Annotated in this window: 16 protein-coding genes; 3 read left to right on the top strand and 13 right to left on the bottom strand. The window is 60.8% G+C overall.

Annotated features, from left to right (window positions below):
- Positions 1-62: 62 nt before the first annotated feature.
- The 3 genes from clpB to rluD all read right to left on the bottom strand — a co-directional run bounded on the left by clpB (position 63) and on the right by rluD (position 4,466).
- The gene (clpB, locus tag ACODSV_RS15440; RefSeq protein ID WP_024073343.1) at positions 63-2,627 is read right to left on the bottom strand and encodes an ATP-dependent chaperone ClpB; all 2,565 of its coding nucleotides are present in this window, start codon (positions 2,625-2,627) and stop codon (positions 63-65) included.
- A gap of 154 nt (positions 2,628-2,781) precedes the next feature.
- Positions 2,782-3,507, bottom strand: coding sequence for a peptidoglycan editing factor PgeF (gene pgeF, locus ACODSV_RS15435; RefSeq protein ID WP_150055547.1), 726 nt, complete (start codon positions 3,505-3,507; stop codon positions 2,782-2,784).
- Positions 3,504-4,466 (bottom strand): 23S rRNA pseudouridine(1911/1915/1917) synthase RluD, encoded by a 963-nt coding sequence (rluD, locus tag ACODSV_RS15430; protein ID WP_024073341.1) that lies wholly within the window; start codon positions 4,464-4,466, stop codon positions 3,504-3,506. The genes pgeF and rluD overlap by 4 nt, the downstream gene beginning before the upstream one ends.
- A 149-nt stretch (positions 4,467-4,615) precedes the next feature.
- Here rluD and ACODSV_RS15425 point away from each other — a divergent pair, with 149 nt between their 5' ends.
- Positions 4,616-5,641, top strand: coding sequence for an outer membrane protein assembly factor BamD (locus ACODSV_RS15425; RefSeq protein WP_024073340.1), 1,026 nt, complete (start codon positions 4,616-4,618; stop codon positions 5,639-5,641).
- Between the two features lie 127 nt (positions 5,642-5,768).
- Entirely contained in the window at positions 5,769-6,002 is a 234-nt protein-coding gene (locus ACODSV_RS15420; protein WP_024073339.1) for a PP0621 family protein, read from the top strand.
- Here the strand turns inward: ACODSV_RS15420 and thiO are convergent.
- From thiO to pilV, 5 genes are read right to left on the bottom strand one after another with little or no spacing between them, the layout of a single operon-like run.
- Positions 5,989-7,098: a glycine oxidase ThiO gene (gene thiO / locus ACODSV_RS15415; RefSeq protein ID WP_150055548.1), complete on the bottom strand. Its 1,110-nt coding sequence runs from the start codon at positions 7,096-7,098 to the stop codon at positions 5,989-5,991. The genes ACODSV_RS15420 and thiO overlap by 14 nt on opposite strands.
- A 56-nt stretch (positions 7,099-7,154) precedes the next feature.
- Complete coding sequence (locus ACODSV_RS15410) at positions 7,155-7,556, bottom strand: type IV pilin protein (protein ID WP_024073337.1); 402 nt, start codon at positions 7,554-7,556, stop codon at positions 7,155-7,157.
- 11 nt (positions 7,557-7,567) lie between these two features.
- Positions 7,568-8,098: a pilus assembly PilX family protein gene (locus ACODSV_RS15405; RefSeq protein ID WP_223817879.1), complete on the bottom strand. Its 531-nt coding sequence runs from the start codon at positions 8,096-8,098 to the stop codon at positions 7,568-7,570.
- A 7-nt stretch (positions 8,099-8,105) separates the two neighbouring features.
- Positions 8,106-8,813 (bottom strand): PilW family protein, encoded by a 708-nt coding sequence (locus ACODSV_RS15400; protein WP_024073335.1) that lies wholly within the window; start codon positions 8,811-8,813, stop codon positions 8,106-8,108.
- A complete protein-coding gene (gene pilV / locus ACODSV_RS15395) occupies positions 8,810-9,295 on the bottom strand; it encodes a type IV pilus modification protein PilV (RefSeq protein ID WP_150055549.1) in 486 nt (161 codons plus the stop codon). The genes ACODSV_RS15400 and pilV overlap by 4 nt, the downstream gene beginning before the upstream one ends.
- A 204-nt stretch (positions 9,296-9,499) precedes the next feature.
- On the opposite strand from pilV, the gene ACODSV_RS15390 reads away from it, so the two are divergent.
- Positions 9,500-10,081, top strand: coding sequence for a GspH/FimT family pseudopilin (locus ACODSV_RS15390; protein WP_150055550.1), 582 nt, complete (start codon positions 9,500-9,502; stop codon positions 10,079-10,081).
- Here the strand turns inward: ACODSV_RS15390 and ispH are convergent.
- From ispH to ribF, 5 genes are all read right to left on the bottom strand, one after another.
- On the bottom strand, positions 10,035-10,982 hold the full coding sequence (gene ispH, locus ACODSV_RS15385; protein WP_024073332.1) for a 4-hydroxy-3-methylbut-2-enyl diphosphate reductase: 948 nt from the start codon (positions 10,980-10,982) through the stop codon (positions 10,035-10,037). The genes ACODSV_RS15390 and ispH overlap by 47 nt on opposite strands.
- 193 nt (positions 10,983-11,175) lie before the next feature.
- Positions 11,176-11,613 (bottom strand): FKBP-type peptidyl-prolyl cis-trans isomerase, encoded by a 438-nt coding sequence (gene fkpB / locus ACODSV_RS15380; protein WP_172831370.1) that lies wholly within the window; start codon positions 11,611-11,613, stop codon positions 11,176-11,178.
- Between the two features lie 7 nt (positions 11,614-11,620).
- Positions 11,621-12,133, bottom strand: coding sequence for a signal peptidase II (gene lspA / locus ACODSV_RS15375; protein ID WP_024073330.1), 513 nt, complete (start codon positions 12,131-12,133; stop codon positions 11,621-11,623).
- A complete protein-coding gene (gene ileS / locus ACODSV_RS15370; protein ID WP_024073329.1) occupies positions 12,126-14,957 on the bottom strand; it encodes an isoleucine--tRNA ligase in 2,832 nt (943 codons plus the stop codon). Before ileS ends, lspA begins: the two co-directional genes overlap by 8 nt.
- A 14-nt stretch (positions 14,958-14,971) precedes the next feature.
- Positions 14,972-15,910, bottom strand: a complete 939-nt coding sequence (ribF, locus tag ACODSV_RS15365) for a bifunctional riboflavin kinase/FAD synthetase (RefSeq protein ID WP_024073328.1) — start codon at positions 15,908-15,910, stop codon at positions 14,972-14,974.
- Positions 15,911-15,923: the final 13 nt, after the last annotated feature.

Raw genomic sequence — 15,923 nt, 5'->3', positions numbered from 1 at the left:
GCCCTAACGAAAAAAAAGGCCCCGCAATGCGGGGCCTCCTCTTATCGCCATACAGGCAAGGCTCAGTGGAAGACGATTTCGTCGTTTTCCACGGTCGCCGTGACGCTGGTCCCTGGCATGAAGCTGCCCGACAGGATCAATTGCGCCAGTGGGTTCTCGATCCAGCGCTGGATCGCACGTTTCAATGGCCGTGCGCCATACACCGGGTCGTAACCGACCGCGATCAATTTGTCCAACGCCTCGCGGCTCAGCTCCAGCGACAACTCGCGCTCGGCCAGGCGGCTGCGCAGGCGCCCCAGCTGGATCTCGGTGATACCCGCAATCTGATCCCGCGCCAAAGGCTCGAAGATCACCACTTCGTCGACCCGGTTGATGAATTCCGGGCGGAAGTGCGAGGTCAACGCATCCATCACCGCAGCGCGCTGGGCTTCGCGATCACCCACCAGTTCCTGGATCTGTACCGACCCCAGGTTGGAGGTCATCACGATCACCGTATTACGGAAATCCACGGTACGCCCGTGGCTGTCCGTCAGGCGACCATCTTCCAGCACTTGCAGCAGGATGTTGAACACATCCGGGTGGGCCTTCTCGACCTCATCCAGCAGGATCACCGAGTAAGGCTTGCGCCGCACTGCTTCGGTCAGGTAACCGCCCTCTTCGTAGCCTACATAGCCTGGTGGAGCCCCAATCAGGCGAGCCACGGAGTGTTTCTCCATGAACTCGGACATATCGATGCGCACCATGGCCTCTTCGGTATCGAAAAGGAACTCGGCCAGGGCTTTGCACAGCTCAGTCTTACCCACACCGGTCGGGCCGAGGAACATGAACGAGCCACTCGGACGGTTCGGGTCGGACAAGCCAGCCCGGGAACGTCGTACCGCGTTGGACACCGCCACCACCGCCTCTTCCTGACCGATGACGCGCTGGTGCAACAGGCTTTCCATCTTCATCAGCTTGTCGCGCTCGCCTTCGAGCATTTTCGACACAGGGATACCGGTCCACTTCGAGACGACTTCGGCAATTTCTTCCTCGGTCACCTTGCTGCGCAGCAACTGGTTTTCGCTCTTGCCGTGCTGGTCGACCATTTGCAGGCTGCGCTCCAGGTCGGGGATCACCCCGTACTGCAACTCCGCCATGCGGTTCAGGTCGCCCTTGCGGCGTGCCGCTTCCAGCTCCTGGCGCGACTGCTCGATTTTTTGCTGGATCTGCGCAGACCCCTGCACTTCGGCTTTTTCCGAGGTCCAGATTTCTTCGAGGTCCGAATACTCACGTTCCAGACGCTGGATTTCTTCCTGGAGTTTTTCCAGGCGTTTCTTCGCGGCCTCGTCTTCTTCCTTTTTCAGGGCCTGGGATTCGACCTTCAGTTGAATCAGGCGCCGATCCAGACGATCGAGTACTTCCGGCTTGGAGTCGATCTCCATGCGAATGCGGCTGGCCGCTTCGTCGATCAAGTCGATGGCTTTGTCCGGCAACTGACGGTCGGTGATATAGCGATGACTCAATTTGGCCGCCGCAATGATCGCGCCGTCGGTAATCGCTACCTTGTGGTGGACCTCATAGCGTTCTTTCAGGCCACGCAGGATCGCGATGGTGTCTTCTTCGCTCGGTTCTTCCACCAGCACTTTCTGGAAGCGACGCTCAAGGGCCGCATCTTTCTCAATGTACTGGCGATACTCGTTAAGCGTGGTCGCACCGACGCAATGCAGCTCACCCCGGGCCAACGCGGGCTTGAGCATATTGCCAGCGTCCATGGAGCCTTCGCCTTTACCGGCGCCGACCATGGTGTGCAACTCGTCGATGAACAGAATGATCTGCCCTTCCTGCTTCGACAGCTCGTTCAGCAGGGATTTGAGGCGCTCTTCGAACTCGCCACGGAACTTGGCACCGGCAATCAACGACCCCATGTCCAGGGACAACAGGCGCTTGCCCTTCAGGCCGTCTGGCACTTCACCATTGATGATGCGCTGGGCCAGGCCTTCGGCAATCGCGGTCTTACCCACGCCAGGCTCACCGATCAGCACCGGGTTGTTCTTGGTGCGGCGCTGCAGAACCTGGATGGTGCGACGAATTTCGTCGTCACGGCCAATCACCGGATCGAGCTTGCCCTCTTCGGCACGCTTGGTCAGGTCGACGGTGTACTTGTCCAGTGCCTGGCGCGACTCCTCATGGTTGGGGTCGTTCACCGCGTCGCCACCGCGCAGGTTGTTGATGGCGTTTTCCAGGGCTTTCTTGCTCACGCCCTGGCCCAGCAACAACTTGCCGAGCTTGCTGTTCTCGTCCATCGCGGCGAGCAACACCAGCTCGCTGGAGATGAACTGGTCACCTTTCTGCTGCGCCAGGCGGTCAGCCTGGTTAAGCAGGCGTGCCAAGTCCTGCGACATATTCACGTCGCCGGTAGGATTTTGGATTTTCGGCAGTTGGTCGAGCTCTTTGCTCAACTCCTTGCGCAGGCTGTTGACGTCAAAGCCCACTTGCATCAACAGCGGCTTGATAGAACCGCCTTGCTGTTCCAGAAGCGCCTGCATCAAGTGCGCAGGCTCAATCGCCGGATGGTCGAGACCGACCGCCAAGGATTGGGAGTCCGATAAGGCCAACTGCAATTTGCTGGTTAAACGATCAATACGCATTAGTCACCTTCCTTTTGAGCAGGCCGGAGCTATGTATGAGCGAGCGTGCTCGCGAGTAACACATCCTGAATGAAGAAACCTGCCAGATAGCCTTATAGATGTGGCCGATTCTGGGAGATTCAAGCTATGGCCAATTGACGCAGATCAGAAGAGTCTAGCGCTCCAGCCAAATAAGGGAGGCAAATCGACCGGTGCGCGGATTGCGCCGGTAGGAAAAGAAGCGAGGATCGGTCACGGTGCAGAAACCGCCACCGTAGACGGCAGTGACACCGCGTGCGGCAAGGCGCAAACGGGCCAATTGGTAGATATCGGCCATGAACTTGCCAGGGTAGCGGCTCGGCACAAATGCTTCGGCGGTACCCGGTAGCTGTTGCACGAAGGCTTCGCGCACTTCCGGGCCAACCTCAAAGGCTTGCGGGCCAATCGCGGGGCCCAGCCACACCAGGATATCGGCAGGCTCGGTTTCCAGGCTTTCGACAGCCGCCTCCAGGACGCCCGCCGCCAAGCCACGCCAGCCGGCATGGGCAGCGGCGACGCGGGTACCGGCACGGTTGCAGAACAGCGCAGGCAGACAATCGGCAGTCATGGACGTACAGGCGATACCCGGGGTACTGGTCCAACTGCCATCAGCTTCGGCAATACGGCTCGGGTCAGCCTCGACCACCACCACCCCGTGGACCTGACGCAGCCAGGCCGGCTGGATATGAAAGGCTTCAGTCAGGCGACGACGGTTTTCGAGCACCGCCTCAGGGCTGTCCTCGACATGATCGCCCAGGTTGAGGCTGTCGAACGGCGCCAGGCTGACGCCGCCCGCACGGGTGGTGACGCAGGCCTTGACCTGAGCCGGCGCGGGCCAGTCAGGAATCAGCCAGTCACTCATCCGATAAACGCCTCGCGATCCTGCTTGAGCAGCGACAACAGCCACACCAGATCGTCTGGAAGAGGCGATTCCCAGCTCATCCGCTTACCGCTCGTCGGATGATCCAGTTCCAGGAAGCGTGCATGCAGCGCCTGGCGTGGGAATGACTTGAGCGACTCAACCATGGTGGCACTGGCCGCTGGCGGAATGCGGAAGCGCCCACCGTAGGCCGGATCGCCGACCAACGGGAAGTTGATGTGGGCCATGTGCACACGAATCTGGTGGGTACGGCCGGTTTCCAGCTTGACCCGCACATGGGTGTGGGAGCGGAAACGCTCCAGCACACGGTAGTGGCTCACGGCCTGCTTGCCACCCTCCATCACCGCCATGCGCTGGCGCTGCTGGCCGTGACGGCCAATGGGTGCGTTGATCTTGCCACCCGCCACCACGACGCCGATCACGATGCATTCGTAGATGCGGCTGACGCTGCGGCTCTGCAACTGTGTAACCAGTTGCGTTTGCGCCTGAATGGTCTTGGCCACCACCATCAAGCCGGTGGTGTCCTTGTCCAGGCGGTGCACGATGCCACAGCGCGGGACGTTGATGATGTCCGGCACGTGGTGCAACAGGGCATTGAGCAAGGTGCCATCAGCGTGCCCTGCCGCCGGGTGAACCACCAGGCCTGCGGGTTTGTTGATGACCAGGATGTCGTCGTCTTCATAGACGATGTCCAGCTCGATGTCCTGGGCGACCCATTCTCCCTGGGCTTCCTGCTCGGCAGTCAGCTCAAGAATCGCACCACCATGCACTATGTCTCGCGGGCGGATAACCGCTCCATCCACAGTCAGGCGGCCGTCTTTGATCCAGGCGGAAAGGCGCGAGCGCGAGTGCTCAGCGAATAATTGTGCGGCGACTTGATCGAGGCGTTGGCCGCCCAATTCGGACGGCACCTCTGCGCGAAGTTCAATTTTATCGGACATGCTCAGACTAGGCGTGGCACAGCCTTTGGTTTCGGCTGCGCGCTTGTGGTTAAATACGGCGTCTTTTGCCCCGAGGCTTTCAACGGGGCGCTCATCATAACAGGACGGCCCCGCCCAAGACAGCGGCCGTCATAGGGACGCAAGCCGCCATGCAAGTGAAACACCTGCTGCTGATCGCCATCCTCGCCATGACTGCTGCTTGCTCGTCAACAAAGGAAGTCGTCGACGAAAACCTGAGCGAAGTCGAGCTGTATCAATTAGCTCAAAAAGACTTGGACAATAATAGCTACACCAGCGCCACAGCGAAGCTGAAGGCCCTGGAGTCGCGCTATCCGTTCGGACGCTACGCCGACCAGGCCCAGCTCGAGCTGATCTACGCCAACTACAAGAACGCCGAGCCGGAAGCCGCCAAGTCCGCCGCCGAGCGTTTTATCCGCCTGCACCCCCAGCACCCGAACGTCGACTACGCCTACTACATGAAGGGCCTGACCTCGTTCGACCAGGACGTTGGCCTGCTGGCGCGCTTCCTGCCGCTGGACATGACCAAGCGTGACCCTGGCGCTGCCCGCGACTCCTACAACGAGTTCGCCCAGCTGACCAGCCGCTACCCTAACAGCCGCTACGCGCCGGACGCCAAGCAGCGCATGATCTACCTGCGCAACCTGCTGGCTTCCTACGAAATCCACGTTGCCCACTACTACCTGACCCGTCAGGCCTATGTTGCCGCCGCCAACCGTGGTCGCTATGTAGTGGAGAACTTCCAGGAAACCCCTTCGGTGGGTGATGGCCTGGCAGTGATGACCGAGGCTTACCAGCGCCTGCACCTGGACGCCCTGGCGGCCACCAGCCTGGAAACCCTGAAGCTCAACTACCCGGACCACCCAAGCCTGAAAGACGGCCAGTTCGTGCCTCAAGTGGCCGAAGCAGACAACCGTTCGTGGCTGAGCAAGTACACCTTGGGCCTGATCGAGTCCCGTCCACCGCTGCCGCCGGGCGAAACCCGCGCCAACCAGGACGTGATGAAGCAGTTCCAGGACGCCAAGGAAGCGATTCCTTCGGACCTCAAGCCGCATGACGAAAATGGTGATGTGATCGAAGAAGAAACGCCACAAGCCTTGGGCAACAACCAGGATCGTTCGTGGTTCAGCTACATGACCTTCGGCGTGTTCGACTGACCGTTCGACACGACGCAAAAAGGGAGCCCTTGGTGGCTCCCTTTTTTATGGGCGCGTATTTATTACGCTGTGCGCCCGCCACGTCCTTGGCTAAACTGCCACATTCCTTGTCGAGAAACTGCCCATCATGCTTCGTCTACTGTTCTGGATTGCCGTCATTGCTGCCGCGGTATGGTTCTGGCGCAAATTCAAAAGCCCCGCAGCCAGACAGCAACGGGCCGGCGAACCCGATGCAGCCTTGATGGTGCGTTGCGCTCACTGCGGCGTGCACTTGCCAAAGGATCGCGCGTTGAGCACCGGACAGATGTGGTACTGCACCCAGGCGCATCTGGAGCAAGGCCCCAAGTCTATCCAGCGTTGATCCGACCTGCTGGGGAGTAAGGCGCTGGGTCAATGATCGGCGTGCGCTTGAGCAGCAAGTCGGCAAACAACTGACAGGACGCCGGCGCCAACACCAGGCCATTGCGGTAATGCCCGCAATTGAGCCACAGCCCCTTGAAGCCTGGTACTTCGCCGATGTAGGGAATCCCTTCCGGCGAACCAGGCCGCAAACCCGCCCAATGGCCTACAACTTCAGCCTCCGCCAGGGCTGGAATCAGCTCTACGGCAGAGGCCTTCAGGCTTTCCAACGCCGACTCGGTTGGGGTTTTATCGAAACCTTCATGCTCCAGGGTGCTGCCTATCAGGATATGCCCGTCACGCCGAGGAATCGCATAACGCCCCTTGGCCAGCACCATGCTCGATAAAAAGTCAGGCGCACACTTGTACAAAATCATCTGGCCCTTAACCGGCTCCACAGGCAGCGACAGGCCCAGCTTGCCGAGCAACTCCCCGCTCCAGGCGCCGGCCGCAAGCACGACCTGCTCACCGAAAATCGGCCCTGCGGCCGTGTTCACGCCCACTACCTTGTCGCCTTCCAGCACAAACCCTTCGACTTCGCACTGCTCGTGTATCGTCACGCCAGGCAACGCCGACAACGCGGCCCTGAGCGATTTGATCAAGCGCGGGTTACGCACATTGGCCACGTTCGCCATGTAGATCGCCTGGGAGTAGCCGCCACCCAGCACCGGGACCGCATCATGGGCAGCCGACACATCCACCTTGCTCAATGGCCGTCCCTCACGCGCGGCCCAGGCCAAGGCTTCGGCTTCATCTTCCAAGTCCAACCAGTACAGCCCCGTGGTGTGAACCTGCGGGTCGACCCCGGTATCAGCAAACAAGCGCTCAGCCAGCTGTGGATAAAAATCCTGGGACCAATGGGCCAACGCCGTGACCGCCGGGCTGTAGCGCCACGGATACAATGGCGAAACAATACCGCCGCCCGCCCAGGAAGATTCCTGCCCAAGCCCCGCTCGCTCCAACAGGACGACCGCCCGGCCCTGGGTAGCCAGGTTGAACGCCGTCAACAAGCCGATTACTCCACCACCGACAATCACCACTTGCTGCTTAGCCATCATTTGATCCAGCCGATAAAAAGGGAAAAGCGCGCCCGGCGCCCAATCGAACACTCTCATCATTGCCCCCAGCACGTCGTACGCGACATGTCAGGTGCTGCGCCCGGATTACTGCGCACGCCGGTACTGGTCAGGCTGAATTCGCCGCAACGATCACCCGCCATGACTGAGTCGACGACCGGCGTGGCTAGCAGGCTGAACGCCTGAGGGTTCAATGCCACGCTGATTCTATAGCGATCATTGCCGGCACTGATGCCGTTTGCGTCAATAAAAGTGCCGTTCCTCGTGTAATAGCGTTCCAGATGCTGGGCCTGTTCAGTCAACAGCGCGACAATTTCCGCGCGATAAACCTTTTGGACATGGCCGGTATACCCGGGGTAGGCGATACCAGCCAGCAACGCGATGATCGCCACCGCGATCAACAACTCAATCAGGGTAAAACCTCGGCTATCCATGCCCATGACACCATTCCTCAGTAAAGTTGCCGCCACAACACTCGCTGAAACCGCGCCCCACTGCCTTCGCCGACCCGCGCATACACCACCTCCAGCACAGTGCGTGATTGACCGCTGAGCCCTACAGCCGTGACCCGATACAGCATTGCCGGGGTTTCGGGCGGCAGATGAACCAGCCCCACAGCTGGACCGAGGGATTGAATAGCGTAAAGGCCACCCGCCATGGCAACCCAGGTCACTGCGGACACGGGATGAGGCCCAGCGCCAGTTACCGAAGACGCCTCGCCTGGCGGTGCACAGGTCACGAGTGACGTGCATGTTGGCCACGCACCACCTGCCCGCCGCAGGGCTGTCTCCCCCAGCCGAAGGCCGCTTTCAGCACTTTGCAGCGACTGATTGCGATGCCAGAAGCTGCCGGCGATCTTCTGCTGGGACACGGCCCCCTGCATCGAAGACAAGCCCACCAGGGATAACAACAGCAGGAATACCAGGCTGATCAACAGCACCATGCCCGCCTGGCGAAGATCGACACGCTTATCAAGCCCCATGAGCGCCCTACCCCAACCGGTTACGCAGTGCGGCAACGACGCTCCAGGTTTGAGCCTTCACGCGCTCCGTCGGGTCGTGCAGCGTGAGGAGAATGCGGACACTGAGGATCAATGAAGCATCGAGCGGGCTGGACTCATACCGCACCACGCGTGTCGAACCCGGTCGGTCCGCCATGCCAAAACTGATATCGAACGCCTGCACGCCATCCACCAGCACCGCCTTGGCCGGGGATGCTGGCGTACTGACTTTCATCTGGCCCGACTCAAAGGTGTAGGTGACCTGGCGTATGCCAAACCGAATCTGCCCCGGTGCAGCGGGCGGCGGCGTGCCCGAATAGGCCTGGGCGGAACCGGAGCAGTCGGACAACACCGTCCAGTCCGGCTTCCCGCTGCCTTCACCAATATCCGCCGTAACCAGCGTCAGGGACCTTGAGCTGCCCGCCCCTGCCCAACTGATCGGCCGCTCAAAGGCCTGCGGCGCATTCTCGATAAAGCCCGCATCCAGGCAACCAAACATGCCCGCCAGGCGAATGTCCTGAATCAATTTGCCGAGCGCAAATCGCGCATCGTCTTGCATCAGCATGGCTGACTGCTGAGTGGCCTGGGTCGATCGAGCGCTGATTGCGACCTGGCTGACGCCAAGTACCAGCATCAACCCGACCGCCAATGCCAACAACAACTCCAGCAGGCTGAACCCACGTACCGCGCGGTTCATGTCCCCACCTGCGGCTCGCTGGCGATGCGACTGGTCAGGGTGAAGGTTTCCCGCGCGCCACCGCTGTTTGCGCCACGGCCATCGTCCCAACTGATGCTGACGATCACCTCATTGCCGCGCATGACCACCGAACCTTGGCCGCTCTCACCAGCAAAACCGACGATATTGGCTTCGAAGTCGTGCAAGTCCAAGTCACGCACACTCGCCCCTGCAGTGACGGAAGGGGCACGTTCGGCCAGCCCCCACGAATAGTCGGCGCCCGAGTTGGCGCGAAGACGGTCGAGCATGTCGTAGGCGATAAAGCTGGCCTGGCTGGTCATTCGCGCGCTGTCGGTGTACTTGAGCGCGTTGAGCTGGACCACCGCAGCGCCGAGCAGGCCAACGGCGAGTATCAACACCGCCACCAACACCTCGATCAGCGTCATGCCAGTTTGGTGCTCGGGTGCAGCAGGGGTTAGAAAAACGTCAGGGCAAGCAAGCATTACCGTCGTCATCCATGTCGAAGGCCGGGGAAAGCAGGAAAAACCTGCTGTGCGGCCAAAGACTAGCGGCGGTTTTTCGACCGTGCTGCTCCCGGAACATAGGGAAATACTTTGGACATAAAAGCCATCATTCAACGCCCCCTTCAGGGCGCTATACCTAAGCCTGCCATCTGATTTTCTACCGCGTCCAAGGAGGGACGGCATATGACACAACGCGGCTTTACCCTGATCGAGCTGCTACTCGGGCTGATCATAAGTGGCGTCCTGGCTCACCTGGCCGTGCCAAGTTTCAAGGGGTTGCTTGAGTCACAGCAGCGGCACAGCGCAGCGCAATCCTTGGCCGGCGGCATGCGCTACGCCCGCACCGAAGCCATCGCACGCAACCGAGCGGTGATCATTCATGCGATGGACGACGACTGGAGTCGAGGGTGGCGGGTGATCGTGGACGTGAGCGGGCGCGGGCACCTGGACAACAAAAACCCCGTATTACTGGAGCGCCAGGACAGTGGACGCGTACCGATCGTGGGCAACGGGCCCGTCAAGCACCAAGTACGCTTCAGCGGGTTGGGCGAGCCTGTGTTTGCAGGCGGGGGATTCCGTGCCGGCACCGTCCATGTGTGTGCGACGGATCAGGCACAGAGCCTGTTCCAGGTGGTACTGGCGCCCAGCGGACGCATCAGCCTGCGCAGCGATAAAACCGAGCAGGCCTTGTGCCGGGGCTACGCCGCCCCCCTGGGACTCAGAGCAGCGAGCGAACCCGCAGCTCCTTGGGCATGGAGAAAGTGATGTTCTCTTCACGTCCGGCGAGCTCATCGGCCCCCGTGGCACCCCAGGCCTGCAACTGCTGGATCACACCACGCACCAGGACTTCCGGCGCCGAAGCACCCGCCGTGATGCCGATCCGCTCGACACCGTCGAACCAACTGCGCTGCATGTCTTCGGCACCATCGATCAGGTACGCCGGGGTCGCCATCCGCTCGGCCAGCTCACGCAGCCGATTGGAGTTGGAGCTGTTGGGGCTGCCAACGACCAACACCACGTCGCACTCATCAGCCAATTGCTTGACCGCATCCTGGCGGTTTTGCGTGGCGTAGCAGATGTCATCCTTGCGTGGACCGCCAATCGCCGGGAAACGTGTGCGCAGGGCATCGATCACGCGACTGGTGTCGTCCATGGACAAGGTGGTCTGGGTCACGAAGGCCAAGCGTTCAGGGTTATGCACCTGCAAGCTGGCGACGTCCTTTTCGTCCTCCACCAGGTAGATCGCACCACCATTGCTGCCGTCGTATTGGCCCATGGTGCCTTCGACTTCCGGATGGCCAGCATGGCCGATCAGGATGCACTCACGGCCGTCGCGGCTGTAGCGCGCAACTTCGATGTGAACCTTGGTCACCAGCGGGCAGGTGGCATCGAAGACTTTCAGGCCACGCCCGGCAGCTTCAGTACGCACCGCCTGGGAGACCCCGTGGGCGCTGAAGATGACGATGACGTCGTCCGGCACCTGGTCCAGCTCTTCGACAAAGATCGCGCCGCGAGCGCGCAGGTCTTCGACCACGAATTTGTTGTGGACCACTTCATGGCGTACGTAAATCGGCGGTCCGAAGACTTCCAGGGCGCGATTGACGATTTCGATCGCCCGGTCCACGCCAGCGCAGAAGCCACGGGGGTTGGCGAGTTTGATTTGCATGCGGTGCCTCGTGTCTTGCGGCTATTTTGGGTCAGGCGTGACGCTGACCCAAACGACAATGAAGATCATAGGTGGGAGGGGGCTTGCCCCCGATGGCGGTGGGTCAGTAGACAAACCTTTGACTGAACCACCGCTATCGGGGGCAAGCCCCCTCCCACACAAGCCCACTCCACACATGATTGTGTGTCGTTGATCAGATTGCTTTAACGTCGATGATTTCAACGTCGAACGTCAAGGTTTTACCGGCCAACGGGTGATTGAAGTCGATGGTTACCTGCGCATCATCGAAAGCCTTGACCACACCAGGCAACTCGGTGTTCGCCGCATCGTTGAAGATCACCAGCAGGCCTTCCGACAGCTCCATATCCTGGAACTGCGAACGCGGGATGATCTGCACGTTTTGCGGGTTTGGCTGGCCAAAGGCGTTTTCCGGCAGGATCTGCAGGTTGCGCTTGTCGCCGGCCTTGAAACCGAACAGGGCCGCTTCGAAACCCGGCAGCAGGTTGCCATCACCCACCTTGAAGGTCGCCGGGGCTTTGTCGAACGTGCTGTCGACCGTGTCGCCATTCTCCAAGCGCAGTGCGAAATGCAAAGTGACTTCCGTGTTCTGGCCGATACGTTGTTCAGCCAATACCTGATCAGTCATTGACGGTCTCTCCGGTTTTCTTACTCTTGAACATATCCAGCGCCAGCATGATTGCACCGACGGTGATGGCGCTGTCGGCAAAGTTGAACGCCGGGAAGTACCAGCGGTTCTGCCAGTGCACCAGAATGAAGTCGATCACATGGCCCAGGGCAATGCGGTCGTACAAGTTGCCCAGCGCGCCGCCCAGCACCAGGGCCAAGGCGATCGCCAGCCAGGTGTCATCGCGGCCCAGGCGCTTGAGCCAGACCACCAGCACCGCACTGACCACCACGGCAATCAGGGCGAACAGCCAGCGCTGCCAGCCACCGCTGTCAGCGAGGAAACTGAAGGCGGCGCCGGTGTTGTAGGCCAGGGTCCAGCTGAAGTAATCCGGAATTACCACGATCTGCTGGAACATCTCCAGGGAACCCTCGAAATGAGCCTTGCTGACCTGGTCGATGACCAGTACCAGCACGCTCAGTACGAGCCAGCCCAGGCGTCCGAAACGATCCGCTGCATCAGGCATAGTGGCGAACCTCGCCAGCACCGCTGATGTTGTCGACGCAACGACCGCAGATTTCCGGATGCTCGGGGTTTACGCCAACGTCTTCACGACAGTGCCAGCAACGGGCGCACTTAGGGAACGCCGACTTGACCACTTTGAGCTTGAGGCCCGGTACTTCGGTGGCCACGGCATCCGCTGGAGCCTGGGCAAAGGGTGCCAGGCTGGCGGTGGACGTGATCAACACGAAGCGCAGTTCGTTGCTCAGCTTGGCCAGGTCGGCGGTCAGGCTTTCCTCGGCAAACAGGGTGACTTCGGCCTGCAGGTTGCCACCGACGGCCTTGGCCGCACGCTGGACTTCCAGTTCCTTGTTCACCGCGACCTTCACGGCCATCACGCCTTCCCAGTACTCGCGACCCAGCTCGAAGTCGGCCGGCAGTTCGGTCAGGCCTTCATACCAGGTGTTGAGCATCACGGACTCGTTACGCTCGCCCGGCAGGTACTCCCACAGTTCGTCGGCGGTGAAGGCCAGGATCGGTGCGATCCAGCGCACCAGCGCTTCGCTGATGTGGTACAGCGCGGTCTGCGCCGAACGGCGCGCCTTGCTGTTGGCGCCGGTGGTGTACTGGCGGTCCTTGATGATATCGAGGTAGAAACCACCCAGTTCCTGCACACAGAAATTGTGGATCTTCGAGTACACGTTCCAGAAGCGGTATTCGCCGTAGTGCTCCTGCAACTCTCGCTGCAGCAACAGTGTACGGTCCACGGCCCAACGGTCCAGGGCGAGCATGTCCTCGGCCGGCAGGATGTCGGTGGCCGGGTTGAAACCGGTCAGGTTCGACAGCATGAAGCGTGCGGTATTGCGGATACGACGGTAGGCATCGGCGCTGCGGGCCAGGATCTGGTCCGACACGGCGATCTCGCCCGAGTAATCGGTCGAGGCTACCCACAGACGCATGATGTCGGCACCCAAGGTGTCATTGATCTTTTTCGGTTCGATCACATTCTTCAGCGACTTGGACATCTTGCGGCCCGTCTCGTCGACGGTGAAACCGTGGGTCAGCAGTTCGCGGTACGGGGCGTGGTCGTCGATGGCGCAACCCGTCAGCAACGAGGAGTGGAACCAGCCACGGTGTTGGTCCGAGCCTTCCAGGTACAGGTCCGCACGCGGGCCGTTCTCGTGGCCCATCGGGTGCGAGCCGCGCAATACGTGCCAGTGGGTGGTACCGGAATCGAACCACACGTCGAGGGTGTCGCTGATCTTGTCGTACAGCGGCGCTTCGTCACCCAGCAACTCGGCGGCATCCAGCTTGAACCAGGCTTCGATGCCTTCCTGTTCAACGCGTTGAGCCACGGTTTCCATCAGTTCGACGGTGCGAGGGTGCAGTTCGCCGCTTTCCTTGTTCAGGAAGAACGGGATCGGCACACCCCAGTTGCGCTGGCGGGAGATGCACCAGTCTGGACGATTGGCGATCATCGAGTGCAGGCGCGCCTGGCCCCAGGCCGGGACGAACTTGGTGTCTTCGATGGCTTTGAGCGAGCGCACACGCAGGGTGTCGCCGCTGGCGGGCTCTTTGTCCATGCCGATGAACCACTGCGCGGTGGCGCGGTAGATCAGCGGGGTCTTGTGGCGCCAGCAGTGCATATAGCTGTGCTGGATAGTCGCGGTTTGCATGAGTGCGCCGACTTCGCGCAGCTTGTCGATGATCGCTTGGTCGGCCTTGAAGATGAACTGGCCACCGAAGAACTCCAGCGAAGGCGCATATACGCCATTGCTTTGCACCGGGTTGATGATGTCATCGTTCACCAGGCCGTACTTCTTGCAGATGACGAAGTCGTCCACGCCATAGGCAGGCGAGCAGTGAACCACGCCGGTACCGGAACCCAGCTCGACGTAGTCAGCCAGGTACACCGGCGACAGGCGGTCGTAGAACGGATGACGGAAGTTGATCAGTTCCAGCGCAGAGCCGGTCGTGGTGGCAATCACCGAGCCTTGCAGCTCGTAGCGGGCCAGGCAGGCCTCGACCATTTCTTCAGCCAGCACCAGCAGGCGATCACCAACGTCCACCAGGGCGTAGGTAAACTCCGGGTGCACGTTCAGCGCCTGGTTGGCCGGAATGGTCCACGGGGTGGTGGTCCAGATCACGATGGCGGCAGGCTTGGCCAGGCTCGACAGGCCGAAGGCCTCGGCGAGCTTGACGTCGTCGGCAACCGGGAAGGCCACGTCGATGGTCGAGGACTTCTTGTCTTCGTACTCGACTTCCGCTTCAGCCAGGGCCGAACCGCAGTCAAAGCACCAGTTCACGGGCTTGAGGCCCTTGAACACGAAACCGCCCTTGACGATTTCGGCCAAGGCGCGGATTTCACCGGCCTCGTTCTTGAAGTTCATGGTCTTGTACGGGTTGTCCCAATCGCCCAGCACGCCCAGGCGGATGAATTCGGACTTCTGCCCTTCGATCTGCTCGGTGGCGTAGGCACGGCACAGCTCGCGGGTCTTGTCGGCGCCCAGGTTCTTGCCGTAGGTCACTTCGACTTTGTGTTCGATCGGCAGGCCATGGCAGTCCCAACCCGGAACATAAGGCGCGTCGAAACCCGAAAGGGTTTTCGAACGGATGATCATGTCCTTGAGAATCTTGTTCAACGCATGACCGATGTGAATCGTGCCGTTGGCGTAAGGAGGGCCGTCGTGCAGAACGAATTTCGGACGATCCTTGCCAATTTCGCGCAACTTTCCGTACAGGCCAATACTGTCCCAGCGCTGCAGGATCTGCGGTTCGCGCTGTGGCAGGCCGGCCTTCATTGGGAAGGCGGTGTCCGGAAGGTTTAGCGTGGCTTTATAGTCGGTCATTTAAGGCTCTTCGGTTAGCGATGGGCGCTAGGTGCGGCTAGTGCACGGGCGGCGGCGACATCCGCATTGATCGCCGTTTTCAACGCCTCCAGGGAGGCGAAACGCTGCTCTTCACGCAGCTTCTGGTGGAAAACCACCGTCAAACGCCGGTCATACAGATCACCGGCAAAATCCAAAAGGTGAACTTCCAGGTGGGCCTTGCCATCACCTGCAACCGTGGGCCTGACACCTATATTGGCGACTCCCGGCCACGATTGGCCGTCGATATCGACACTGACCAGGTAAACCCCGGTCAGCGGCACACGACGGCGCTTGAGTTGCACGTTGGCAGTTGGCGTACCCAGTTGGCGCGCCAGCTTCTGGCCGTGCAATACCCGCCCGGCAATGCGGAACGGGCGACCGAGCAGACGCTCGGCCAAGGCGAAGTCGGCAGCGGCCAGGGCATTACGCACCTGGGTGCTGCTCACGCGCAGGCCGTCCAGTTCGACGGTTTGCGCGGCTTCGACGGTAAACCCCTGGGTGACACCGGCGTGTTGCAGGAAATCGAAATCGCCGACCCGGTCACAACCGAAACGGAAGTCGTCGCCGACCTCCAAATGCTGTACGCCCAGGCCATCGACCAGGATACGGTCGACAAACTCAGCGGCGCTGAGGCTCTGCAAACGCTGGTTGAAGGCCAGGCAGAGGACGCGGTCCACACCTTCGTCGGCCAGCAGTTGCAGCTTGTCCCGAAGGCGGGCCAGACGGGCCGGTGCCGTTTCCGGGGTAAAGTATTCCCGCGGCTGCGGCTCAAAAATCACCACGCAGCTGGGCACGCCCAACTCGACCGCACGCTCGCGCAGCCTTGCCAGGATAGCCTGGTGGCCACGGTGAACACCGTCAAAGTTGCCAATAGTGGCGACGCAGCCCCGATGCTGGGGGCGCAGGTTGTGGAGACCTCGAACCAGCTGCATAACGCGCTTCTTG

The organism is Pseudomonas sp. FG86 (assembly GCF_057808775.1).
The sequence above is the reverse complement of the archived record's forward strand: the minus strand, read 5'-3'. Positions and strand labels throughout refer to the sequence as shown.

Excerpts from the sequence above, each read along its gene's own strand:
- clpB (WP_024073343.1), bottom strand. The coding sequence starts at position 2,627 with ATGCGTATTGATCGTTTAACCAGCAAATTGCAGTTGGCCTTATCGGAC.
- pgeF (WP_150055547.1), bottom strand. The coding sequence starts at position 3,507 with ATGAGTGACTGGCTGATTCCTGACTGGCCCGCGCCGGCTCAGGTCAAG.
- rluD (WP_024073341.1), bottom strand. The coding sequence starts at position 4,466 with ATGTCCGATAAAATTGAACTTCGCGCAGAGGTGCCGTCCGAATTGGGC.
- ACODSV_RS15425 (WP_024073340.1), top strand. The coding sequence starts at position 4,616 with ATGCAAGTGAAACACCTGCTGCTGATCGCCATCCTCGCCATGACTGCT.
- ACODSV_RS15420 (WP_024073339.1), top strand. The coding sequence starts at position 5,769 with ATGCTTCGTCTACTGTTCTGGATTGCCGTCATTGCTGCCGCGGTATGG.
- thiO (WP_150055548.1), bottom strand. The coding sequence starts at position 7,098 with ATGATGGCTAAGCAGCAAGTGGTGATTGTCGGTGGTGGAGTAATCGGC.
- ACODSV_RS15410 (WP_024073337.1), bottom strand. The coding sequence starts at position 7,556 with ATGGGCATGGATAGCCGAGGTTTTACCCTGATTGAGTTGTTGATCGCG.
- ACODSV_RS15405 (WP_223817879.1), bottom strand. The coding sequence starts at position 8,098 with ATGGGGCTTGATAAGCGTGTCGATCTTCGCCAGGCGGGCATGGTGCTG.
- ACODSV_RS15400 (WP_024073335.1), bottom strand. The coding sequence starts at position 8,813 with ATGAACCGCGCGGTACGTGGGTTCAGCCTGCTGGAGTTGTTGTTGGCA.
- pilV (WP_150055549.1), bottom strand. The coding sequence starts at position 9,295 with ATGCTTGCTTGCCCTGACGTTTTTCTAACCCCTGCTGCACCCGAGCAC.
- ACODSV_RS15390 (WP_150055550.1), top strand. The coding sequence starts at position 9,500 with ATGACACAACGCGGCTTTACCCTGATCGAGCTGCTACTCGGGCTGATC.
- ispH (WP_024073332.1), bottom strand. The coding sequence starts at position 10,982 with ATGCAAATCAAACTCGCCAACCCCCGTGGCTTCTGCGCTGGCGTGGAC.
- lspA (WP_024073330.1), bottom strand. The coding sequence starts at position 12,133 with ATGCCTGATGCAGCGGATCGTTTCGGACGCCTGGGCTGGCTCGTACTG.
- ileS (WP_024073329.1), bottom strand. The coding sequence starts at position 14,957 with ATGACCGACTATAAAGCCACGCTAAACCTTCCGGACACCGCCTTCCCA.
- ribF (WP_024073328.1), bottom strand. The coding sequence starts at position 15,910 with ATGCAGCTGGTTCGAGGTCTCCACAACCTGCGCCCCCAGCATCGGGGC.